Annotated in this window: 21 protein-coding genes; 16 read left to right on the top strand and 5 right to left on the bottom strand. The window is 64.2% G+C overall.

What is annotated here, in order from left to right:
• The first annotated feature begins 144 nt into the window (after positions 1–144).
• Positions 145–726, top strand: a complete 582-nt coding sequence (locus MHY23_RS05740) for a DUF6230 family protein (RefSeq protein ID WP_181888617.1) — start codon at positions 145–147, stop codon at positions 724–726.
• A complete protein-coding gene (locus MHY23_RS05735; RefSeq protein WP_239306772.1) occupies positions 710–2,101 on the top strand; it encodes a DUF6114 domain-containing protein in 1,392 nt (463 codons plus the stop codon). The genes MHY23_RS05740 and MHY23_RS05735 overlap by 17 nt, the downstream gene beginning before the upstream one ends.
• Positions 2,102–2,163: 62 nt before the next feature.
• Here MHY23_RS05735 and MHY23_RS05730 read toward each other — a convergent pair whose 3' ends face one another.
• The 4 genes from MHY23_RS05730 to MHY23_RS05715 all read right to left on the bottom strand — a co-directional run bounded on the left by MHY23_RS05730 (position 2,164) and on the right by MHY23_RS05715 (position 4,956).
• On the bottom strand, positions 2,164–3,057 hold the full coding sequence (locus tag MHY23_RS05730) for an oxygenase MpaB family protein (protein ID WP_239306771.1): 894 nt from the start codon (positions 3,055–3,057) through the stop codon (positions 2,164–2,166).
• A gap of 33 nt (positions 3,058–3,090) precedes the next feature.
• Entirely contained in the window at positions 3,091–3,867 is a 777-nt protein-coding gene (locus MHY23_RS05725) for an NAD(P)-binding protein (protein WP_239306770.1), read from the bottom strand.
• Between the two features lie 108 nt (positions 3,868–3,975).
• Positions 3,976–4,236 carry a hypothetical protein gene (locus MHY23_RS05720; RefSeq protein WP_239306769.1) on the bottom strand — a complete coding sequence of 87 codons (261 nt, stop codon included), beginning with the start codon at positions 4,234–4,236 and terminating at the stop codon, positions 3,976–3,978.
• 9 nt (positions 4,237–4,245) lie between these two features.
• On the bottom strand, positions 4,246–4,956 hold the full coding sequence (locus tag MHY23_RS05715; protein ID WP_239306768.1) for a hypothetical protein: 711 nt from the start codon (positions 4,954–4,956) through the stop codon (positions 4,246–4,248).
• A gap of 56 nt (positions 4,957–5,012) precedes the next feature.
• Between MHY23_RS05715 and dapB the strand changes: the two genes are divergently transcribed.
• The 9 genes from dapB (at position 5,013) to MHY23_RS05670 (ending at position 15,929) form a co-directional block, all read left to right on the top strand.
• A complete protein-coding gene (gene dapB / locus MHY23_RS05710) occupies positions 5,013–5,756 on the top strand; it encodes a 4-hydroxy-tetrahydrodipicolinate reductase (protein WP_239306767.1) in 744 nt (247 codons plus the stop codon).
• Positions 5,757–6,389 carry an FAD-dependent thymidylate synthase gene (locus tag MHY23_RS05705; RefSeq protein WP_239306766.1) on the top strand — a complete coding sequence of 211 codons (633 nt, stop codon included), beginning with the start codon at positions 5,757–5,759 and terminating at the stop codon, positions 6,387–6,389.
• Between the two features lie 36 nt (positions 6,390–6,425).
• Entirely contained in the window at positions 6,426–7,334 is a 909-nt protein-coding gene (gene dapA, locus MHY23_RS05700; protein WP_239306765.1) for a 4-hydroxy-tetrahydrodipicolinate synthase, read from the top strand.
• Positions 7,335–7,336: 2 nt separating this feature from the next.
• A complete protein-coding gene (locus MHY23_RS05695) occupies positions 7,337–9,436 on the top strand; it encodes a ribonuclease J (RefSeq protein WP_304504232.1) in 2,100 nt (699 codons plus the stop codon).
• An 85-nt stretch (positions 9,437–9,521) separates the two neighbouring features.
• On the top strand, positions 9,522–9,974 hold the full coding sequence (locus MHY23_RS05690) for a hypothetical protein (RefSeq protein ID WP_181888608.1): 453 nt from the start codon (positions 9,522–9,524) through the stop codon (positions 9,972–9,974).
• A gap of 77 nt (positions 9,975–10,051) precedes the next feature.
• Positions 10,052–10,501, top strand: a complete 450-nt coding sequence (locus MHY23_RS05685; RefSeq protein WP_239306764.1) for a hypothetical protein — start codon at positions 10,052–10,054, stop codon at positions 10,499–10,501.
• Between the two features lie 9 nt (positions 10,502–10,510).
• Entirely contained in the window at positions 10,511–11,137 is a 627-nt protein-coding gene (locus tag MHY23_RS05680) for a TIGR03085 family metal-binding protein (protein ID WP_239306763.1), read from the top strand.
• A 67-nt stretch (positions 11,138–11,204) separates the two neighbouring features.
• Complete coding sequence (locus tag MHY23_RS05675; RefSeq protein ID WP_239306762.1) at positions 11,205–14,351, top strand: DNA translocase FtsK; 3,147 nt, start codon at positions 11,205–11,207, stop codon at positions 14,349–14,351.
• 402 nt (positions 14,352–14,753) lie between these two features.
• On the top strand, positions 14,754–15,929 hold the full coding sequence (locus MHY23_RS05670; protein ID WP_239306761.1) for a TerC family protein: 1,176 nt from the start codon (positions 14,754–14,756) through the stop codon (positions 15,927–15,929).
• A gap of 25 nt (positions 15,930–15,954) precedes the next feature.
• On the opposite strand, the gene MHY23_RS05665 is transcribed toward MHY23_RS05670, so the two are convergent.
• A complete protein-coding gene (locus MHY23_RS05665) occupies positions 15,955–16,239 on the bottom strand; it encodes a YciI family protein (RefSeq protein ID WP_239306760.1) in 285 nt (94 codons plus the stop codon).
• A gap of 49 nt (positions 16,240–16,288) precedes the next feature.
• On the opposite strand from MHY23_RS05665, the gene pgsA reads away from it, so the two are divergent.
• The 5 genes from pgsA to MHY23_RS05640 form a co-directional block, all read left to right on the top strand.
• Positions 16,289–16,828: a CDP-diacylglycerol--glycerol-3-phosphate 3-phosphatidyltransferase gene (gene pgsA, locus MHY23_RS05660; protein ID WP_239306813.1), complete on the top strand. Its 540-nt coding sequence runs from the start codon at positions 16,289–16,291 to the stop codon at positions 16,826–16,828.
• On the top strand, positions 16,825–17,364 hold the full coding sequence (locus MHY23_RS05655; RefSeq protein WP_239306759.1) for a CinA family protein: 540 nt from the start codon (positions 16,825–16,827) through the stop codon (positions 17,362–17,364). The genes pgsA and MHY23_RS05655 overlap by 4 nt, the downstream gene beginning before the upstream one ends.
• A gap of 23 nt (positions 17,365–17,387) precedes the next feature.
• Positions 17,388–17,750 carry a helix-turn-helix domain-containing protein gene (locus MHY23_RS05650; RefSeq protein WP_239306758.1) on the top strand — a complete coding sequence of 121 codons (363 nt, stop codon included), beginning with the start codon at positions 17,388–17,390 and terminating at the stop codon, positions 17,748–17,750.
• A gap of 71 nt (positions 17,751–17,821) precedes the next feature.
• Positions 17,822–18,670 carry a PspA/IM30 family protein gene (locus MHY23_RS05645; protein ID WP_239306757.1) on the top strand — a complete coding sequence of 283 codons (849 nt, stop codon included), beginning with the start codon at positions 17,822–17,824 and terminating at the stop codon, positions 18,668–18,670.
• A 211-nt stretch (positions 18,671–18,881) separates the two neighbouring features.
• The coding region (locus MHY23_RS05640) for a lamin tail domain-containing protein (protein ID WP_239306756.1) at positions 18,882–21,519 on the top strand (2,638 nt) is incomplete at its 3' end.

Below are 21,519 nucleotides of genomic sequence, written 5' to 3'. Positions count from 1 at the left end.
TAACGGTCGAAAATGGGTGGCGCGGATGTGTTAAACCCCTTACATGCGATGTGCTACGGTGTTCCAGATCATAAACGCTTACCGTGATGGCAGCCGTCGGCAGACCGGCGGTTTGGCGTCCGGCCACGGACGGAAGGAAACGCCATGGGAAGGATCAACAAGGCGAAAGCTGGTGCAGCTCTTCTCGCTGGGCTCATCGGCTTTGGCGCCACCGGCGTTGCTGTTGCGCAGGGCGGACTGACTGCGAACCTCGCATTGTCGGGAACGTTTTTCAAAATCAGTATGACCCACCTTGATGGGGAAGGGCTGAGCATTTTTACCGACGGGGAACAGATGGCCAATGAGTCGCTCCCCGTAGCGCGACTCAAATTTGAGCACGCGTACGCCTCTAACCTCTGTCTTTCCGCGGCGCTTCCCGACGTTCCGGTGGTGGGCGAGAGCACGTTCACGCTAAAGGCGCTCGGCGACAACAGCGTCGAGGTCCGCGACCTCGTCGTCGGTGCGACCGACATCAAGGGCGCACTCGACCTCACGGATGCCTCGGTAGGCGCCGATGCGAATCAGTTCAACTCCATGGCGCCGCAGGGAACATGGGGTCTGCACGCAAATAAGGTCACGCTGAGTGCGGATGACATTCGCGCCACCTCCGTCGGTGCGAAGAAGCTCATCGCCTCCGGCGTGGTGGTCGACGTAGCGCGGGGAATGGCCGATGGCTGCACGAGCTAACACCGAACCGGAGGACGACGACTTCTTCTTCGACGACGGCGACTCCGAAGACGCGCAGCAAAGCGCTGCCGACGAGGAGAAGAAGGGGCGGGGAGCGAAGCGCCGCGACGGTGGGCACCGTGCCGAGCAAACTCCCGCACGAGAACGGTTCAAAGCATGGCGGAAACAGCGGCCGTTTCTTCCGGGCCTGCTGGTAATTCTCTCCGGCGTAGTGATGCTCGCACCGGCCTACTTCACTATCCGCGTGTCCGACTTGCTGGTGATGATTGCAACCATCTCGGGCGTATCCACGTTGCTCATCGGTGCCGCGCTGATCATGTTCGGTATCGGTATGTGGCTGCAGCCGTTTGCTGCGCCCTATCTGGGTGTGATGAGCATTTTGGTGGCCATTGTCGCGCTGCCAACGTCGAATATAGGCGGGTTCCTCGTCGGCTCTCTGCTTGGCATTGTTGGCGGAGCCCTCGGTCTCGCCTGGGAGGACCGGGATGCGAAACCTGGTGGCAAGCACACCCGAAGTGGAAAGCGGGAGCAGGCGCCGCCGGCAGCGGACGAAGGTGAAGTTCCCCGCCGCGGAGGATCCACCAAGATCGACCTGTCTTTGTTGCGCAACGCCAAATCCGTCGCTGTCGTGCTTTCGGCTGCGGGATTGCTTGCGGTGAATCTGGGAGAAGAGCCCGCGGTCAACGCCCAAGAGTCGGCGCCGCAGCAGCCGCAAATCCCGGCGCTGCCGCCGTTGCCTCCCGCGCCTGAATTGCCTCAGCTGCCAAGCTTGCCCAATCCGCTGGATATTCAGGTGCCGCCGGCGCCGCAGTTGCCCTCGGCGCAAGCACCCCAACCCGAGGAGTCGCGGGATCTACTGACGTACCCGGAACTCGAGCCGACGCGAACGATCGCGCCGCAGAACCTCAGCACCGTGACCGCAGACAATGTGGCGATCACCGGCAACGTGCGAGCCACGATGGGCATGGTCACAATCGGCGACGTGCCGACGCGGACGCTGATCCTGACAGGGGACAAGCTCACCGCGCGCAACCTCTCGCTGGAAGTGCCAGGTTTCGCAGCCCGCGGAATCCTCACCACCGGCCAAGTTGAGACACAGGTTTCCGACGGGCCCGTGACCGTCGTTGCCACCGGGCTGACCGCAACCCCTGTCGTAGCAGGAGTGCCCACGGTCCCGGTGACAGTAGACCTCCGCGGCTCCCTCGGCGACGTACTCGCTCAGTTGGGTGTGCCGGATGCCCGCCCGGTACCAAACGTTCCCGTGCCGAATTTTGTGATGGACCGAATCGCCCTCGGCAACGTGTCCATGCAGATGGTCAGCCTCGACGGGCTGCACCTGCATGCGCCCGCGGTGCAGCTGAAGGTTCCGAAGTAGACAGAGAAAAGAAAAAGCACGGGGCCGTCGGCACGCACCGACGGCCCCGTGCTTCGCGCCTTTTATCTGGTCTCCGCCTCGGCGCGCTCGAAGGCGCGGGAGGCGATCGCCACCATGCGCGCCTTGCGCGGCAGCACCGAGAACACGGCGCGCGTGGCACGGGAGAAGACGTTGAGCTTGCGCTGGTCGGACTTGGTCCACTCAAGGCCGAGGGAGTTGCGGACCTTCTCCGGCAGCAAACCGATGGAGACCCACAGCAGAAGCTTTGACGCGTACGGCGCGATCGGCTTCCACGCCCAGCGGGGCACCGACGGGTCCGGCGGATCCAGCGTCAGGCCGTTCATGATGCGGGAGCGGTCGATGGTCTCGCTCGGGCCCAGCTTGTCGTACATGGCATCCATGTAGTCGACGTATTCGTCGTAGGACTTCGGGGCGTTCTCCGGCTCGGCCACGCCGTAGTAGCTGTACCAGGTGCGCGACTCCTGGAAGAGCTGCTCGCGCTCGGCGTGCGTCATGTCGGGCATGAAGTTGCCGGCCAGGAGATAGGGCATGGCGGTAAAGGTCGCGTGCGCCCAGTAGTAGACCTCCGGGTTCAGCGAGTGGTAGCGCGAGCCGTCCGGGTGGGTGCCCTTGATGTCCTTATGGAAGTCGCGGATCATCGCGCCGACCTCCGGGCCCTCGTACACCGTGCGGATAATCGGGAACGCGGAGCGGACCAGGCGGGCGACCTCGTTGTCGAAAACGTTGGACTGCTGCACAAGCGAACGGCTGATGTCGCGCTGCGCGATCTGCAGCACGCCGGCGCTCAGGGCCACGAACAGGGAGCGCCAGTCGCCGAAGCGCTGCCACAAAATAGAATCCGGGCCGAGCTCGGGCAGGCCGCTGGCGTCTACTGCGGCACCGTGGGAGTCGAACTCGGCTGGGGTCGTGCTGGCGGAGGGTTTCAAGGTGGTCATCGTGTCTCCTAAAAAGCTATCGTTCGCCGCTGCCTAGCTTGCAGCTTCGCTTCGGGCGCGGCGGGATGCGGCCTGGTAGTTCTCGGCGCGGGTAAATGCGTGGACGTCCGGATCGAATTCGACAAGGGCTGCCTTCAGCCCGCGGACGGTGCCGGGTTGCACGCGCCACTTGTCCGGCTTGACGGTCAGGGCGCCGGGGCCGCGGATCTCCAGCTGGCGCACGTACCTGCGCGCGTAGTCGCCGCGCGCCTCAAAGATGGCCCAGGACTTCTGGTCGAACTTCGGGTCCGGGGTGTGGTAGTCCACGAACAACGCGTTGGGCAGGCCGACGACGTCCACGCCGTTGTGGAGGTACAGCTCGTCCGCGCTGATGTTTGCCCGGCCCGGGACACCGATCCACGGGGAGGGCTCGCCGGTCGCGCGGATCAGCACGTCGAAAAGCTCAGTGCGCGTCTCGCCGCCGCGGGTGTAGCTGACCTCCCACTGTCCTTCCTCGGCGTTCCATTCGGCGCCCGTGACCTCGGCACCACCTCTGAAGGTCGCGCCGCTCGCATCGACGGCGGCCTCGAGGTGCGCGATGAGCGAGCGCGGGGTGCCGTCCGTCGTTGTGAGCTTCAAGTACGGGGTGCGGAAGTGTTGCCGCCTGGACACGGTGGGTGCGTCCGGGGCGGTCAGGTGGCCGCCGATGTACTCCTGGCGGTCGAACAGCGTGGTGTCGAAGCCGGAAAACGCGCACTCCGCCGCGGCGGTGCAACCAGAGATTCCGGCGCCGACAACCGCCACCGTGGGGCGGCGATAGGGGTCAAACATCACAAAACCTTTCACACAGATTCTCCGGCGCCACTTTTAGGCGTCAGTGTGCTCCCGTTCACTCTAGACGCTTTTTGGGCGCGGCATCGCATAAAAGGCTGGGAATCTTTAGCTACGGAATTCTTCCGGATCGCCACCCCGGCCAGGCTCATCCACTGGCCGCTCGCCGTGACCGAACAGTTCATTCCGCCTCTTGTAGGCGTACAGCCCGGCTAGGGGTGAAAACCCCATGAGGAAACCCCACCGGCGCTTGGAGTCTTCCTCCATGTCGCTTTCGTAGATCTCCTTTGAAGTATTGCCCAAGGCAACGATGCCGCCGATGGCGAGCAGTGCCACGAACCCGAGTCCGAGCCAGGAAATCAGACTCATTGTTGCCTCCTACTTCTGAAAGTCCACGACCACGCGGGTCGGGTTCTCCAACAGGTACAGGTTGTACGGGCGCTGGGCATCAAGGCCGACGATGTACTGGGCATCCGCCTCGAAGATTCCGCCGTCGGCGATCTCCTGGATGCCCCCGGCCGCCACGCCGGCGGGGTCAGCCTTGGCCAAGTCGGCGTCGCTCAGGCCCATCGACCACGGCACACCTTGGATGATCAGCTCGAAGTACGCGTTGCCGGCTGGCACAAGCGGCATTCCAGAGGCCTGCTGGCGCGGGTCTGCGGTGTAGCCGGCCAGCACGTTCGGCGTGCCGGCGCCGGAAAGCTCCACCACGACGCGGTCGACGTCTTCGTGGGAGCCCGCCCGGATGTCCTCGATCTGCAGCTCGGGGTGACCCGGGTTCTGTAGGTGGGTGTCTTCCATGGTGAACGGGGAGGCGGACGGGCCGCCCGCCGGGGCCGCTGCCGCGGAGACGTCCCTGGTGTCGGCCTCCTCTGGTTGCTCCGCGGACGCGGACGTGGAAGTGGACACCGGCGTTGCAGCACTTTCGGCGGCGCTCGTCGCCGTGGCCGACTCTGAGGTTGGCTCAGACGACGTCCCGGCTTCTCCGGTCTCAGCGCCGCAGCCCGCAACGGTCAAAGCGGTCACTGCGAGCGCTGCGAAGACGGCTCGGCTGCGGCGGGGTCGGAAGCTGCGGCTGTGGAGAGTCATAAGCCCCACCCTAGCGGGGCTACCATGGCCGGCGGAGACAAATAGAAAGGACACCCATGATCAAAGTTGGAGTGCTCGGAGCGGCCGGCAGGGTCGGCTCCGCCGTTGTTGCCGGTGTGGAAAAGGCGGATGACCTGCAGCTCGCCGCAGAGGTAAACAGCGGCGACTCGCTGCAGGTGCTGGTGGACGAAGGCGTGGACGTCATCGTCGACTTCACCACCCCGAACGCGGTGATGGACAACCTGGAGTTCTGCATCAATAACGGCATCCACTGCGTAGTGGGCACCACCGGCTTCGACGACGAGCGCTACCAGAAGGTGCGCGACTGGTGCGCGGCGAACGAGGGGGTGGGCGTGCTCATCGCCCCGAACTTCGCCATCTCCGCCGTGCTCACCATGGCGTTCGCCCGCCAGGCCGCGCCGTTCTTTGAGTCCGCGGAAGTGGTGGAGTTCCACCACCCGAACAAGCTGGACGCGCCTTCCGGCACGGCGGTCAAGACCGCGCAGGGGATCGCGGATGCGCGCAAGGAAGCCGGCCTGGCCGACATGCCGGATGCCACCGAGCAGGCGCTCGACGGCTCCCGCGGCGCCAACGTCGACGGTGTGCCGGTCCACGCGGTGCGCATGCAGGGCATGGTCGCGCACGAGGAGGTCATCTTCGGCACCACCGAGCAGTCCCTGACCATCCGCCAGGATTCCTACGGCCGCGAGTCCTTCGTCCCGGGCGTGCTCACCGGCGTGCGCGAGGTGGCGAACCGCCCGGGCCTGACCATCGGACTCGACGCTTACCTCGGTCTGTAAATGCAGGTAGAACTTGTCGCAGCAACCGCGATGCGGATCCCGGTTGCAGAAGGCGTCACCCAAGGCGAGGGGGCGGTGGCATTCGCCATGCTTAGCGACGTCCCGTCGGCCTCCCTCCTGCGCCGCAACGCCGACGATCTCGCCGATTCGCGCGCGGGCATGCTGGAACACGCCAGCGCCACCCTGCATGTGCGGGGTGTCTCGCGCGACGCGGCCGCCGCGATCCGGGGCCACGGGCTAGCCGTGAGCGAGCGCGGGGCCGACGGGGCAGTAGTGCCGGTGGCCATCGCCGCCGATGAGGAACTCACGCGCCTTTTTGACGCTGCCGTGGAAGAGGCGGAGTTCGTCCGGGGCGAGCTGTTGCGCGCCCTGGAGGATGCGATGGCTGACGAGCCGAATGCGCTTGTGCGCCGCAAGCGGGCGCGCGAAGCCGCCGACGCCCTCGTGCCCGCAGCGGCCGCCACTGAACTTGTCGCCACCGGAACCTACCGGGCGTGGCGCGAATTCATCGCAGCGCATAACGGCAGGTTCGAGCACGAAGAAATCCGTCAGCTTGCCGGTGCGGTCCTCGATGTCATGCAGCGCGAGGCGCCGCTGCTTTTCGGCGATTTGGCCGAAGGGGAACGTCGATAAGCAATTGCTCGTAAGGGGCAGGTATCCTACTGGGCCATGGGCACATCTCTCAAAGCTGATCTGGGAGCCGACATCTTCGGCTCCGTCTGCGTAGCAATGGTCACGCCGTTTGATTCCGATGGCGAACTCGACCTTGCGGCAGGCCGCGATCTCGCTGCCCACTTGGTAGAACAAGGAATCGACGCACTAGTGCTCGCAGGCACGACGGGCGAATCCCCGACAACCACCGATGAAGAAAAGGTCGCGTTCTTAAAGGCAGTGCGCGAAGAGGTAGGGGACAAAGCCCGCATCATCGCAGGCGCGGGGTCCAACGACACCCGCCACGCGGTGGCAATGGCGAAAGCGGCCGCTAAGGCCGGCGCTGACGGCCTGTTGGTTGTCACGCCGTACTACTCCAAGCCGTCCCAGGCAGGGGTGGAGGCGCACTTCCGCGCAGTCGCGGAAGCGACCGATCTCCCGGTCTGCCTGTACGACATCCCCGGCCGCTCCGGCATCCCGATCGATTCCGACACCATCCGCAGGCTTGCGGAAGTGGACACGATCAAGGCAATGAAAGACGCGAAGGGCGACATGCTCGAAGCGTCCACCTTGATCCAGGAGACCGGGCTGGCCTGGTACTCGGGCGACGACCCGCTGAACCTGCCGTGGCTCGCCGTCGGTGCGACCGGAATGATCTCCGTGGTTGGGCATGCCGCACCGAAGGCACTGCGTGAACTAGTGACTGCATACGAGAACGGCGATCTCGCCCGCGCACGGGAAATCAACGCCAACACACTCAACGTGCTCGCGCGCCAACAGGGCGCGCTGGGCGGCGTGACATTTGCAAAGGCAGCTCTGCGACTGCAGGGCATCGAAGTAGGAGACCCGCGCCTGCCGGTCGCTGCGGCGACGGACGAGCAGGTCGAGCGGCTCCGCGAAGAAATGACACAGGCTGGAGTCCTATAAATATGAATGAACCCCGCAACCGCGCACGCAAGGTGACGCGCAAGGCCGGGCCGCCGGAAGCAACCGAACAGCAGCCGGTTTTCCAGGCGCCGAGCGACACTCCTGCGAACAGCGGCGGCAACGACGCGCCCGCTGAGCGCGACGGTGGCAACAACGGCAACGGCGGCAACAACAACCGCGACGACAACGGTGGCCGCAACGGCGGCAACAACGGCAACGGCGGAAACGGTGGCAATAACCGTGGCGGCAGCAGCCGTAACCGCCGTCGCCGTGGCCGCGGCGGCAACGGCGGCAACGGCGGCAACGGTGGGGGCCAGGGAGGCGGCCGCCGCAACCCCATGAAGTCCATGCAGGGCGCTGATCTGACCAAGCGCCTGCCCGCACCGCCGAAGCCGGCCAAGGACACGCTGCGCATTTACGCGCTCGGCGGCATTTCTGAAATCGGCCGCAACATGACGGTCTTCGAGTACAACGGCCGCCTGCTCATCGTGGACTGCGGCGTGCTGTTCCCGAACTCCGACGAGCCGGGCGTGGACCTGGTGCTGCCGGACTTCGGCCCGATTGAAAACAAGCTGGACAAGATCGACGCGCTCGTGGTCACGCACGGCCACGAGGACCACATTGGCGCGATTCCGTGGCTGCTCAAGCTGCGCAGCGATATCCCGATCTACTCGTCCAAGTTCACCAACGCACTGATCAAGGCGAAGACGCAGGAGCACCGCCAGCGTCCGAAGCTCAACGACGTGAACAAGGATTCCGAGGTCACCGTCGGCCCGTTCCGCCTGCGCTTCTGGCACGTCAACCACTCCATCCCGGAGTGCCTGGGTGTCTCCATCAAGACCGGCGCCGGCCACGTTGTGATGACCGGCGACGTGAAGGTGGACCAGACGCCGTACGACGGCAAGCCGACGGACATCCCGGCGCTCGCCCGCCTCGGCGACGAGGGCATCGACCTATTCATGTGCGATTCCACCAACGCCACCATCCCGGGCATCTCCGCCTCGGAGGCCGGCATTGAGGAGACGCTGACCCGCCTAGTGTCCAACGCGCGCCAGCGCGTGGTCATCGCGTCGTTCGCGTCGAACGTCTCCCGCGTCCAGATGGCCATCAACGCCGCTGTGGCCAACAACCGCAAGGTGGCGTTCAACGGCCGCTCCATGCTGCGCAACATGGAGATCGCGGAGAAGATGAACCTGCTCAAGGCGCCGAAGGGCACGATCATCCCGATCGAGGAGGCCGCGAAGATGGCGCCGCACAAGACGGTGCTGATCACCACCGGCACCCAGGGCGAGCCGATGGCTGCACTGTCGCGCATGTCGCGCCGTGAGCACCGCCAGATCACCATCCACGACGGCGACACGATCATCCTGTCCTCCTCGCTCATCCCGGGCAACGAGGAGGCGGTGTTCGCGGTGATCAACAACCTCGCGCAGATCGGCGCGAACGTGATCACCAACTCCGAGGCGCACGTCCACGCATCCGGCCACGGCTACGCCGGCGAGCTGCTCGCGCTCTACAACGCGGCGCGCCCGCGCAACGCGATGCCGGTGCACGGCGAGTGGCGCCACATGCGCGCCAACAAGGAGCTTGCTATTTCCACCGGCGTGAAGCCGAGCAACACCGCGCTTGCGCAAAACGGCGTGGTTGTCGACATGCACAAGGGCAATATCAAGGTCGCCGGCCAGTACCAGGTGGGCCAGCTCTACGTCGACGGCACCACCATGGGCGACGTGGACCCGGACGTGTTGGCGGACCGCACCTCGCTGGCGTCCGGCGGCGTTGTGTCCATCACCTGTGTGATCGACGACCGCACCGGCCGCCTGCTGGAGGCGCCGCAGGTGTCCACCACGGGCTACAGCGACGACGACCGCGACTTCAACAAGAAGGTCGTTGAAGGCGTCGAGGCCGTCATGGGCGATCTGGCCGCCGAAGGCGAGAACGATGCGTTCCGCATGGTGCAGCAGATCCGCCGCAAGGTCTCCCGCGCGATCGAGCAGAACTACAAGCGTCAGCCGGTGATTCTGCCGACCGTGGTGCCGATGTCTTCGGACAACCACGTCGCCACCGAGGACGAGATCGCCTCCACCCGCGAGTCCCGCTAAGCATTTGCTTATCGACGCCCCTTCGGCCCGCCCCGCGGCAGCCGAGGGGGCTAACGCGTTTGTGGGGCGTTGCGATAGAAGGGGTATGAGACACTTCCACCGCACCGCAGCAGCCGTCGTTATTGCCGTCTCGCTTCTTGCGCCAGTAGCTTCCGCCGACGAGACCAGCTGGACCGGCGGGCACCCGCTTCCGCCGGGAACGCAGGTCCCGTTCGATCCCGGCTACGCCACCCAGTGGCGCAGCTACGACGTGGTGAAGTTGGGCGACCCCAACTTCCGCAACCAGGATGTGCGAGGCGTTCGCGTGATCGGGCAGTTCAACCAGGATTCGATCCTGTGCCTGGAAAATGCAAAGGGCGGCATGTGGGGCTGCTACGTCGACGGCAAGGAGGCGACCGAGCTGAGCTACATGCCGTTCGGCAAGGTCGTGACTGTCGATCCGTTGGTCAACTTCTTCGCGCCGGCAATCCGCTTTTTCTTGGGGATCCAGGCGCGGCTGGGCCTGTCGAACCTCTTCGCAGGGTCCTCCCAGATCTAGGCGGAAACCGTACGGTTTCATAACAACCACGCAACAAGGCCTAGGCATCTCTGTTACGGGTGTGCACAATGTGGCCCATGAAGACCGCAACGAAAACCGCCGCGGCTTTGCTTGCCGCCGCGGTAACCCTCGCACCAAACGCTCACGCACAGGATGACGTCGACTGGACGGGTGGCCACCCGCTGCCACCCGGCACGGAGGTGCCGTACGACCCCGGCTACGCATCCGCCTGGAAGCTCTACGACGTGATCCGCTTCGGTGACCCGAACTTCCGCAACATCAAGGTGCAGGGCGTGCGCGTGCTGGGCGCCTTCGAGGGCGACTCTGTCATGTGCCACATGAACGCCAAGGGCGGGCGCAATGAGTGCTTCAAAGACGGCAAGCAGGCGACCAAGCTCGGATGGGGCGTCGGCGGCGAAGTGATTACCTTCGACCCGAAGGTTGAGCAGTTCGCCCCGCTGATCAAGGGCTTCAACAACTTGGAACTGCAGCTTTCCAGCGGCTCCGGGGTGAACCTTTCCAGCTAGGCTGGGCGCATGTCTTTTGCGCAGAAAGAACGTGAACGCCTCGCCCAGTTGTTCCTTCGGGTCGGCCCCGATGCGCCGACGCTGAACGAGGGCTGGACCACCCGGGACCTCGCAGTGCACCTGCTCATCCGCGAGTCCAAGCCGGCCGCCGCCCCCGGCATCTTCGTCGAGGCGCTCTCGGGCGTCACGGAGAAGGAGACGGCGAAGCACAAGGCCCGCCCGTACGAGGACGTCGTGCGAGAGTGGGCTGCCGGCCCGCCGGTGTGGCTCAAGCCTTTCAATGCTGCGATGAACACCTCCGAGCACTTCATCCACCACGAGGACGTGCGCCGGGGCGGGGGAGTGGTGGAGCCGCGCGAATTTTCCCAGGTAATCAACGAGGAGCTGTTTTCGCTGGCGAAGCGCTTTGGCAAGTTGACGCTGCGTGGCGCTCCCGTGCCTGTGATTCTGACCCCGCCGACCACGCCACCCGCAACCATCGGCGACAAGGCTGGGGTGGCCGAACGCGGCGACAACGTGTTGCGCGTCTCGGGCGATCCTGGCGAGCTGCTGCTGTGGGTTTCCGGCCGCGACGTGGCGCAGGTAGAGCTGACTGGCTCCGTTGACGCATTCGAGGGTTTCGAGATCAAGATGTGACCCTTGACTGACCGTCTCGGGTGTGGCGTAAGGTGTAAATGTGACTTAAGGCGTTAGAGTTACAGCCATGTCTGTCAAAAACACCGCGCCGCGCTCGTCGCGGTCTTCTACGCGCCGTCCTGCCGGCGGCACCCGCCACGGCGGTCCGGTGTCCATGACGCACCCGCCGACATCGTCGAACGTGGCTGCTGAAACCGCCGACGAACGCGTGGGTTCCGCGTATAAAGTTGTCGGCCATTCGCTCGGCGCCGCCGCCCGCGGCGTCGGGTCGTTTTTCCGTCGCGACAAGGACCAGTCCGACTACGACGATGCCGCCGGCCCTAGGCCCCGTCGCAGCCGTGACGATTGGGAGGATGAATGGGAGGACGATCTCGAGATGCCAGAGGAGCGCACTGAAAGCTCCGTTACAGGCGAACGCCGGCGCCGCGAACCGCGGCACGATGGCCACGCCGGTGGCCACAGCACGTTTGAAACCCACGCCGACGCGTGGGGTTTAGTTCTCATTGGCCTGGCCGCCGTCATCGGCGGGTCGGTCTGGTTCGATGTGGCCGGACCGGTGGGTGAGGTCATCTCCACCGGCACCCACTGGCTCATCGGCGCCGGCGCGCTGATCCTGCCGGTCATCCTCGTCGGCATAGCCATTGCACTGATGCTCAATGTGCGCACCTCCGACGCAGTGCGCGCACGAGTGACGCTGGGATTTTCCATCATCTCTATTGGCATGCTCGGTTTGATCCACGTCTTCGCGGGCAACCCGGCGGCGTGGGAGGAGCGCAAACTCGCCGGCGGCGCGATCGGCGCCTTCACCGGCGGTGTCCTCGCAGCTGGTTTTTCCTCGTTTGTGGCGATCCCGCTGCTTGGTCTGGTGATTCTCTACGGTGCGCTCAAAGCCACCGGCATCACCGTGCGCGAGGCTTATGACTACATCAAGGACCTGGTCACCCGCATGCTGTCCAACACGGACACGCCCGACGACGAAGACCTGGACCCGTACAGCCACGTCACCGACGACCTGGACGACATCGCAGAAGGCCGCGAGCGCCGCACCACTCGCGCAGCTTCTCGACGTTCACGCGGCCGCACAGCCGACACCGAACGCCCGGCCCGACCGGCCCGCCCGACGCGGCGGCCCTCGCTGCGCCGCCCGACTCCGATGGAAAGCTACCCGGCCGACGGCGACGACGAGCTGGACCTGTTCGACTTCGCCGACGAGGTCGAAGATGGCTTTGATCAGCCCGAAGTCGAGCCTGCCGACTCGGCCGAGACCGCCGTGGTCCAGCGCCCGGCGGCCGCACCGGCACCGGAGCCGGCGCCTGCACCGGCGCCCAAGCCCGCGGCACCGAAATCTGCATCGTCGAAGCCGCCTCAGCGCGACAACGAGACGAAGGTGTTGCAGCGAGAGGATCCGGAAGGTGAACGTCGAGAAGCAACTGCCCCCGACGCCGTAGCAAGCTCGCGCGAGCAGATGGCCAAGGCGATCGCGGCGCGAAGCGGCATCGACGCCTCCAAGATCCCCGCGACCACCCCGAAGTCCGAGACCGAACAGGCCGCCCCGAAGCAGGTGCGCAAGATCCCGCAGGGAGACTACAACCTGCCCAGCACGGACCTGCTGCTCGCGGGCAACGCGCCGAAGACGCGCACCGAGGCCAACGACCGAATGATCGAGGCGATCACCGACGTCTTCGAGGAGTTCAAGGTCAACGCCCAGGTCACCGGCTTCTCCCGCGGGCCGACAGTGACCCGCTACGAGGTGGAGCTTGGTCCTGGTGTGAAGGTCTCCAAGATCACCAACCTGCAGTCCAACCTCGCCTACGCCGTGGCCACCGACAACGTGCGCCTGCTCACCCCGATCCCCGGCAAATCCGCCGTGGGCATCGAGGTGCCCAACGCAGACCGCGAAATGGTGCGGCTGCGCGACGTGCTGGACTCGCCGAAGGTTTCCGCGCAGGACGACCCGATGCTCATCGGACTGGGCAAGGACATCGAGGGCGACTTCATCGCCTCCTCGATACAGAAGATGCCGCACCTTTTGGTCGCCGGTTCCACCGGCTCCGGTAAGTCCGCGTTTGTGAACTCCATGCTGATCTCGCTGCTCACGCGAGCGACGCCGGAGGAAGTCCGCCTGATCCTGGTGGACCCGAAGATGGTGGAGCTGACCCCGTACGAGGGCATCCCGCACCTGATCACGCCGATCATCACCCAGCCGAAGAAGGCCTCCGCCGCCCTGCAGTGGCTGGTGGAGGAGATGGAGCAGCGCTACATGGACATGAAGTCCGCGCGCGTGCGCCACATCAAGGACTTCAACCGCAAGGTCCGATCCGGAGAACTGACCGCCCCTCCAGGATCCGAGCGCGAAATGCGGCCGTACCCGTTCATCGTGTGCGTTGTGGACGAGCTGGCCGACCTGATGATGACCGCGCCGAAGGAGATCGAGGAATCCATCGTGCGCATCACCCAGAAGGCGCGTGCGGCGGGCATCCACCTGGTGCTGGCGACCCAGCGACCGTCCGTGGACGTGGTCACCGGCCTGATCAAGACGAACGTGCCGTCGCGCCTCGCCTTTGCGACGTCCTCGCTGACCGACTCCCGCGTGATTTTGGACCAGGGCGGCGCCGAAAAGCTCATCGGCATGGGCGACGGCCTGTTCATCCCGCAGGGTGCCGGCAAGCCGCAGCGCCTCCAGGGCGCATTCGTCTCGGATGAGGAGATCCAAGCCGTAGTCGAGGCAGCGAAGGCGCAGCAGGACGAGCCCGACTACGTCGAGGGTGTCACCGAGGACAAGCAGGCCGAGGCCAAGGTCATCGACGACGACATCGGCAAGGACATGGACGACCTGCTCGAAGCCGTCGAACTCGTGGTCACCTCCCAGCTCGGCTCCACCTCAATGCTGCAGCGCAAACTGCGCATCGGCTTCGCCAAGGCCGGCCGCCTGATGGACCTCATGGAATCCCGTGGCGTGGTCGGCCCGTCCGAAGGCTCCAAGGCCCGCGACGTGCTGGTCAAGCCCGAGGAGTTGGATACCATCATCTGGATGATCAAGGGCGCAGACCCGGCCGAGGCGCCCAAGGACGTGCAGCTTGACGACGGGGCCGGCGACGCCAACGGTTCAGATTCCGGCGCGGGTGGCTCCGATGCGGGTGGCTCTGGTGCGGACGGCGACGCCGACACCCGGACCGTCACCGCGACGTACAACCCGACCGGAGGAGCGTTCTAGCTGGCGGACGCAGAACCCCGCCGTAGATGCTTACCCCAGGATGCTTACCGGGGCTAGATGCTTACCCCAGGATGCTTATCCATCGAGTGGTGCACCCGCCGAGGCCCTCGATATCTCGAGAAGTAAGCGTTTAGAAGTAAGCATCCTCGGGCAGTAAGCATCCTGGGGTAAGCATCTACGCGGAAGGTGGGGCGGGCCCGGAGCGGTACAGGGCGGTGCGCGGCGGCGGACGCGGCACGCCGCCGCGTGGTGTAGTGTGAAACGCGCTTGGAGGGGAGTACCCCGGAAGTGTCCAGGATCGTCAGCACGGTGCCGTCGTCAGGCGATAGCCCCGGTCCGGACCGCCCACAGTGGTGGGGGAGACCTCCGGTCTTTTACGCAACGCTGACCGGAGGCTTACTTATGCATGTGCCCCTTTACATTTGGCTGATCACCTCGGCGGTGATCCTGGGATTTTTCATCTTCGACTTCGTCTCGCACGTGCGCACCCCGCACGAGCCGACGATGAAGGAGTCGGGCGGCTGGGCGCTGTTCTACATGTCCATGGCGTGTCTGTTCGGCGGGCTGGTCTGGTGGCTGTGGGACTCCGAGCACGCCGTGCAGTTCTTCACCGGCTACATCACCGAGTTGTCGCTGTCGGTGGATAACCTGTTCGTCTTCGCCCTGATCATGGGCTCGTTCAAGATCCCTCGCGCGTACCAGCAGAAGGTGCTGCTCATCGGCATTGTCATGGCGCTGGTGTTCCGCCTCATTTTCATCCTGCTTGGCGCCGTGATCATCGAGGCGTGGTCGGACGTGTTCTACATCTTCGCCGCTTTCCTCATCTACACCGCCATCAAGCTGGTCTACGACGAAGTCACCGACCAGGAGGACCCGGACCCGAACGATATGTTCGTGGTCAAGACGCTGCGCAAGGTCATTCCGGTGACCAAGTCGTACCACTCCGACCGGCTCGTTTCGAGGACTCAGGCCGGCAAGAAGGCTGTCACGCCGCTGTTCGTCGCCCTGCTGTCGATCGGGTTTATCGACGTCATGTTTGCCTTCGACTCCATCCCGGCGATCTACGGCATCACCCAGGAATCCTTCCTCGTGTTCACCGCCAACGCGTTCGCGCTGCTGGGCCTGCGCCAGCTCTACTTCCTGCTCAACGGCCTGCTTGACCGCCTGGTGTACCTGCCATACGGCCTCGCGGTGGTGCTTGGCTTCATCGGCGTGAAGCTGCTGCTGCACGCGCTGCACGAGAACAACCTGTCGTTCATCAACGGCGGCGAGGGGCTCGACGTGCCGGAGGTCGGTACTGTCGCCTCGCTGTTGGTCATCGTCGGCGTGCTCGCGATCACCGCGATTGCCTCGGTGATCAAGGACCGTGCCGACGTCAAGGCGGGCCGCCGGGATCCGGAGGAGAACAACTACCACGTCGACTACGACGACCACGGAAACCGCCGCAAGGTGGACAAGCACGGCCACCACGTGGAATGGATCGACGACCCGGCTACCTCCGGCAAGGGCGATCACACCGCGACAGGTTCGCGCGACACGGACCACCTCGACGTCGCCCGCGGCGGACGCAAGGGCTGACCCGCAAGGGCTAACCAGCGAACCCCTAGCTGAAGATGTTCATCACCGGGTTCCACTCCCGGATCTCGCGGGCGGCCAGGGCGCCGGCGACGGTGTAGGGGTCTTCGTCCAACACTGCCGCGGCGTCGGCCTCCGTGGCCGAGTCCGGCAGCTGCAGGACGATCAGGGCCTGCTCGGCGCCCGCGAGCGGCCCGGAGCCGACGATGCGGCCCAGCGACAGCTGGGAGGCGATGAATTCGCGGTGGGCGGGACGTGTGTCGTCGACAAGCGATTGCTCACCGTAGGTGTACGTGGCTGCGAAATACTTCATGTAGGGCAGTCTAAGAGCGCACCGTCGCATGGGTATGGTGGAGGCTGTGATGCAACCCGACAAGCAGTCGAATTGGAACCTCCCGAACATTTTGACCTCGATGAGGATCCTGTTCATTCCCGTTTTTGCCTGGCTGGTGCTGTCTGAGCGCTGGTGGTGGGCGTTCGGGTTGTTCGTCGCGCTCATGATCACCGACAAGCTCGACGGCGACATCGCGCGCGCCCGCGGGCTGGTCACGGACTTCGGTAAAATCGCCGACCCGATCGCGGATAAGGCGCTAATGATTACCGCGCTGGTCACCCTGAATATCGCCAGCACGCTGCCGGTGTGGGTGACGGTGGTCATTGTGGTGCGTGAGCTGGGCATTACGGTCTGGCGCATGGTGATGCTGCGCCGCGGGAAGGTTGTGCCGGCGTCGAAGGGCGGCAAGCTCAAGACTGCGCTGCAAACCCTCGCTGTGGGGCTGTACCTCTGCCCGCTGCCAGCGTGGATGGGCACCCCGACGTTCGTGGTGATGATGTTGGCGGTCGCGGTCACTGTGGTCACGGGCGTGCAGTATTTGGTTGATGCAGGGAAGGTGAACAAGTGACTACTGCGCAATTGCTTATCGACGAGCTCCGCACCCGCCGCCAGACCATCGCCTTTTGCGAGTCGCTCACTGCCGGTCTCGCTTCGGCGACGTTGGCTGATGTGCCCGGTGCCTCGGACGTGTTGGTTGGCGGGCTGGTGACGTACTCGCCGGAGCTGAAGACGTCGCTTGCGGACGTGCCCGCGGACCTGATCGAGCGCGAGGGCGTGGTCTCTGCGGCGGTCGCGCGCGAGATGGCGCGCGGGGCGCGGCGCGTGTGCGGGGCCGACTGGGCGGTGGCACTGACTGGTGTCGCGGGTCCCTATGCCCAGGACGGCGTGCCCGCCGGCACGGTGTGGATCGGGCTGGCCGGGCCGAAGTGGACCGCCTCGTCGCAGGCGGCGGAGCTGCTTGAGCCCTCTGTAGGCCAGTACGCGCTCATGCCGGGAGCTGCGGTGCCGGTGCGTGTGCTGTCGGGGCAGCGCAACGAGGTCCGCCGTTTGGCGGTGGAGGCCGCGCTGGTCGGTGCGCTGACGGGCGTGCGGGAACAAAACTAAACGGCGAGCCGTTGGAGGGATTGATGACCACTACCACTTTGCTCTACGACACCCCGGTTGACCTGCCGCTTGCGCCGGCCGAGGTCGCCCCCGCCGCATCCCGCGAGCCGTTGTTCCGTGAGGCGCTCGGCATGTCGCTGCGCGCATTCCGCGCAGACAAGGGCGTGACGCTGCGTGCGCTTGCAAAGGAAGCGCGAGTGTCTTCCGGCTACATCTCCGAGCTGGAGCGCGGCCGGAAAGAAGTTTCCTCCGAGCTGTTGGCTTCCCTGTGCGAGGCGTTGGGCACTACGGTCTCCGAGGTTTTGCTTGAGGCTGTGGCGAACATGTCGCTGCACTCGTTCACCGAAGAGCTGGAGCGCACGACGCCGGCCGCCGCAGAAGCGTAGCTGGCAATCCGCGACTACAGTGGTTGGCGTTTAACGCAATCTACTGACAGAAAGGTCACGGTGCTTTAGCCATGGCGAATCCCTTTACCAAGTTCTGGAACTACCTGATGGCGCTCTTCGACAACAAGATCGAAGAAAACGCAGACCCGAAGGTCCAGATCGAGCAGGCCATTAACGACGCTCAGCGTCAGCACCAGGCACTGTCCCAGCAGGCCGCTGCCGTGATTGGCAACCAGCGCCAGCTGGAGATGCAGCTCAACCGTCGCCTGGAGGACGTCGAGAAGCTGCAGGCGAACGCTCGCCAGGCACTCCAGCTCGCCGACAAGGCACGCGGCGAGGGCAACGCCCAGAAGGCGCAGGAGTACGAAAACGCCGCAGAGGCCTTCGCTGCACAGCTGGTGACCGCCGAGGCTGGCGTCGAGGACACCAAGCAGCTTCACGACCAGGCGCTGCAACAGGCCGCGCAGGCAAAGCAGGCCGTCGAGCGCAACGCGGCTCACCTGCAGCAGCAGGTGGCTGAGCGCTCCAAGCTGCTGTCCCAGCTGGAGCAGGCGAAGATGCAGGAGAAGGTCTCGGAGACCATGCAGTCCATGAACTCCATTACCGCCTCCGGCCCGAACCTGGACCAGGTGCGCGACAAGATCGAGCGCCGTTACGCCAACGCACTCGGTGCCGCCGAGTTGGCACAGAACTCCATTGAGGGCCGCATGGCTGAGGTCGAGCAGGCCGGCATCCAGATGGCGGGCCATGGCCGCCTGGAGCAGCTGCGCGCCGAGATGGCAGGGGAGCTGACCTCCGGCAAGAAGCAGGCGATTGAGCAGGGCAACTCGCAGCAGACTGGTTCCGCCGCGCCGACCGGTGCTGACGTCGCCGACGACGCGGTTGCTCAGCGCATGCGTGAGCTGCGCGGCGACGCTTAGATACCAGCTAGTTTTTGTGGCCCCGGGATGTTTCCCGGGGTTTATTTAATTGTTCAAGTTTTATTCACTTGGACGTTCGAGCAAATTCACGCAAACATACTACTTTTCCAAACGTTTTCCAAGTTTGTTATGAGACTTTCCCAAGGAGGAAGCTCCCGTGAGAAGTAGTTCCCGTGCGCGTCAATTTGCTGTGCCATTTACCGTGATGCTCGTGTCTGGTTTTGCGTCGGTGCCCGTGGCAGCGGCAGCAGCGTCGACTGACATCGTCATCAATGAGGTGGTCACCAACTCTGACCCGATCGGCGACTGGGTGGAGCTGGCCAATCCAACCGACAACGACATTGACATTTCGGGCTGGACCGCCATTGACAGTGGGAAGAGCAGCAAGCCGATCACATTCCCAAAGAACACCGTCATTCCGGCGCGCGGGTACTACGCTTTCTACACCGATGGCACGGGCGTCACTCCAGATGGATCTAAAGGGTTCGGCCTTGGTGGCGACGATCAGATCACCATCAAGGATGAGAAGGGCAACCAGATCGACGAAAAGAAGTGGTCGTCTCACGGCATGAGGGATGGTGTTCACACCTCACGAGGCTTGGTGCCGGACATGACTGGAAAATGGCAGATCACGGACGGGCCGACTCGTGAAAGCGCTAACGCCAAGTCCGATTTTGACAAGGTCTTTATCAATGAGATCACGACGGACGGCGTCGATTTCATCGAGTTGGTGAATAACGGCGACAAGGCGGTAAATATCGGCGGTTGGGTGGTCGTCGATAGTGGCGATGGCAAGGGCAACACTTACATCACCTTTGCACCGAATACGATCATTCCCGCAGGCGGTTATTACGTTTTGACTCCGGACGGGAAAGAGGGCGGCGTAGTCCCAGATGGCACTGATGGGTTCGGGCTCAGCGCTAAGGACAGCCTGACTCTCAAGACGGCTGCAGGAGAGCTAGTTGATGAGTTCGGCTGGACGGAAAGCCCGGTGTGCGAGGGGGCGGCGACGTCGTGGTCCCGCTACTCGGAAGCCAACAACGACTTCAAGATGTCCTCGGCGAAGTCCAAGGGTGACGCCAATGCCGCTCCCTGCGGGGTGGAGGACGAGGAGCCGAACCCGTCGGAGGTGCCGTCGTCGACAAGCCAAAAGCCTTCGAACACTGGCAAGATCAGGATCAATGAGATCCAGACCAAGGGCGACTTTGTTGCTGATTGGGTGGAGTTGTACAACGCGGGCGATACGCCGGTGGACATCTCGGGCTGGAAGCTTGCAGACGACAAACAGGGGCGCACACCGATTGTGTTCCCGAAGAATACGGTGATCCAACCGGGCGGGTACTACTCGTTCTACACCGAAGTCGATACTCCCGACGGTTCGAAGGGGTTCGGGCTTGGTGAGGCTGACAGTGCGCGTCTGTACAGGCCAGACGACAACAAGCCATTCGACGAAGTGAGCTGGACGTCGCACACTCGCTTCTCCTGGGGGCGCACCCCAGATGGCGAGGGTGATCTCGTCGCTCTTGCGAAAGTGACAAAGGACGGAAAGAACGCTGAGGAACTCGTATGGCCGGAGGGTGAACCGTGGCCGGATGAGGTCAACTCAATCAATACGGTCGGCGGATTCGCGGGCGAGAACTTCTCGGGCGTAGATTTCGACGGCAACGGTAACGCCTGGATTGTGAACAACAACCCGGGGCGCCTGTTTGAGCTGGAGTACGACGAGGACAAGAAGATCTACAGCAAGAAGAACGAATGGACTCTCACCTATGAAAATGGTGCAGGGAATCCGGACGCGGAAGGCGTGACCGTAGGTAAGGACGGCAAGATCTACATTGCCACCGAGCGTGACGGTTCTGGCCCCTCCCGCCCGTCCATCCTCGAGTTTGACCCTTCCCGGGGCAAGGTGACTGGCGAGTGGAACCTCAATTCAATCACTGGTGAAGTACCACCGAACTTTGGTTTGGAAGCCATCGCCTACTTGCCGGACCTTGATGTGTACGCGGTGGGTGTGGAGTACACGGGCTTCGTCCACTTTGTTCGCCTGCAGCCTAACGGGGAGTTCGAAGAGGTTGGCAAGTACGAAAACCCTGAGCTGCGCAGCGTCATGGCGTTGGATTACAACGCGAATAGCAAGGAGCTTCGCGTGCTTTGCGACGAAGCCTGCGACGGCCTTTCTGTAGTCGTTTCCTTCGACGGTACAACCGCGCATGAGGTATCTGGGGTTCAAGCACGACCCGTCCTCATGGAAAACTTTGCAAATGAGGGCTATGGCACGTACGAGAAGATTGGGGAGTGCACTGTCGATGGGCAGCGTACCGTGGTTACCCGTTTCTTGTGGTCTGATGATGCTCCAAATGATCCGAACAACGGCCTGGCGTTGCGCGCTGCAGAAGCAGAGCGGACGGAGTCTTGTACGCCCGCAGAACAGCCGACCCCAACGGTGACTTCGGGCAACACCACTACGAGCGCTGCTCCGACAACCGTCACGGTCCCGGCGGTCACCGAGACTGTGACTCCGACCGTGACTACTACTGACACCGCGGTGACAACCACGGTGAGTACCGAACCTACGACCGTCACTGAGACGCCGACGATCACATCCACGGTGACCACGACTCCGACGAAGACGGCTGCGGCGGTGACTGCGACGCAGACGGAGACGGCTGCGACGAAGACCGTGGTGCCCACGGAGACGACGAAGGTCACCGAAACGCCGGTGACCACTGCTGCGGCGGTGACTGCGACGCAGACGGAGACGGCTGCGACGAAGACCGTGGTGCCCACGGAGACGACGAAGGTCACCGAAACGCCGGTGACCACTGCTGCGGCGGTGACTGCGACGCAGA

This window comes from Corynebacterium sp. ACRQP (genome assembly GCF_022345915.1).
GTDB lineage: Bacteria > Actinomycetota > Actinomycetes > Mycobacteriales > Mycobacteriaceae > Corynebacterium > Corynebacterium lehmanniae.
The sequence above is the reverse complement of the archived record's forward strand: the minus strand, read 5'-3'. Positions and strand labels throughout refer to the sequence as shown.

Excerpts from the sequence above, each read along its gene's own strand:
- MHY23_RS05740 (WP_181888617.1), top strand. The coding sequence starts at position 145 with ATGGGAAGGATCAACAAGGCGAAAGCTGGTGCAGCTCTTCTCGCTGGG.
- MHY23_RS05735 (WP_239306772.1), top strand. The coding sequence starts at position 710 with ATGGCTGCACGAGCTAACACCGAACCGGAGGACGACGACTTCTTCTTC.
- MHY23_RS05730 (WP_239306771.1), bottom strand. The coding sequence starts at position 3,057 with ATGACCACCTTGAAACCCTCCGCCAGCACGACCCCAGCCGAGTTCGAC.
- MHY23_RS05725 (WP_239306770.1), bottom strand. The coding sequence starts at position 3,867 with ATGTTTGACCCCTATCGCCGCCCCACGGTGGCGGTTGTCGGCGCCGGA.
- MHY23_RS05720 (WP_239306769.1), bottom strand. The coding sequence starts at position 4,236 with ATGAGTCTGATTTCCTGGCTCGGACTCGGGTTCGTGGCACTGCTCGCC.
- MHY23_RS05715 (WP_239306768.1), bottom strand. The coding sequence starts at position 4,956 with ATGACTCTCCACAGCCGCAGCTTCCGACCCCGCCGCAGCCGAGCCGTC.
- dapB (WP_239306767.1), top strand. The coding sequence starts at position 5,013 with ATGATCAAAGTTGGAGTGCTCGGAGCGGCCGGCAGGGTCGGCTCCGCC.
- MHY23_RS05705 (WP_239306766.1), top strand. The coding sequence starts at position 5,757 with ATGCAGGTAGAACTTGTCGCAGCAACCGCGATGCGGATCCCGGTTGCA.
- dapA (WP_239306765.1), top strand. The coding sequence starts at position 6,426 with ATGGGCACATCTCTCAAAGCTGATCTGGGAGCCGACATCTTCGGCTCC.
- MHY23_RS05695 (WP_304504232.1), top strand. The coding sequence starts at position 7,337 with ATGAATGAACCCCGCAACCGCGCACGCAAGGTGACGCGCAAGGCCGGG.
- MHY23_RS05690 (WP_181888608.1), top strand. The coding sequence starts at position 9,522 with ATGAGACACTTCCACCGCACCGCAGCAGCCGTCGTTATTGCCGTCTCG.
- MHY23_RS05685 (WP_239306764.1), top strand. The coding sequence starts at position 10,052 with ATGAAGACCGCAACGAAAACCGCCGCGGCTTTGCTTGCCGCCGCGGTA.
- MHY23_RS05680 (WP_239306763.1), top strand. The coding sequence starts at position 10,511 with ATGTCTTTTGCGCAGAAAGAACGTGAACGCCTCGCCCAGTTGTTCCTT.
- MHY23_RS05675 (WP_239306762.1), top strand. The coding sequence starts at position 11,205 with ATGTCTGTCAAAAACACCGCGCCGCGCTCGTCGCGGTCTTCTACGCGC.
- MHY23_RS05670 (WP_239306761.1), top strand. The coding sequence starts at position 14,754 with ATGCATGTGCCCCTTTACATTTGGCTGATCACCTCGGCGGTGATCCTG.
- MHY23_RS05665 (WP_239306760.1), bottom strand. The coding sequence starts at position 16,239 with ATGAAGTATTTCGCAGCCACGTACACCTACGGTGAGCAATCGCTTGTC.
- pgsA (WP_239306813.1), top strand. The coding sequence starts at position 16,289 with ATGCAACCCGACAAGCAGTCGAATTGGAACCTCCCGAACATTTTGACC.
- MHY23_RS05650 (WP_239306758.1), top strand. The coding sequence starts at position 17,388 with ATGACCACTACCACTTTGCTCTACGACACCCCGGTTGACCTGCCGCTT.
- MHY23_RS05645 (WP_239306757.1), top strand. The coding sequence starts at position 17,822 with ATGGCGAATCCCTTTACCAAGTTCTGGAACTACCTGATGGCGCTCTTC.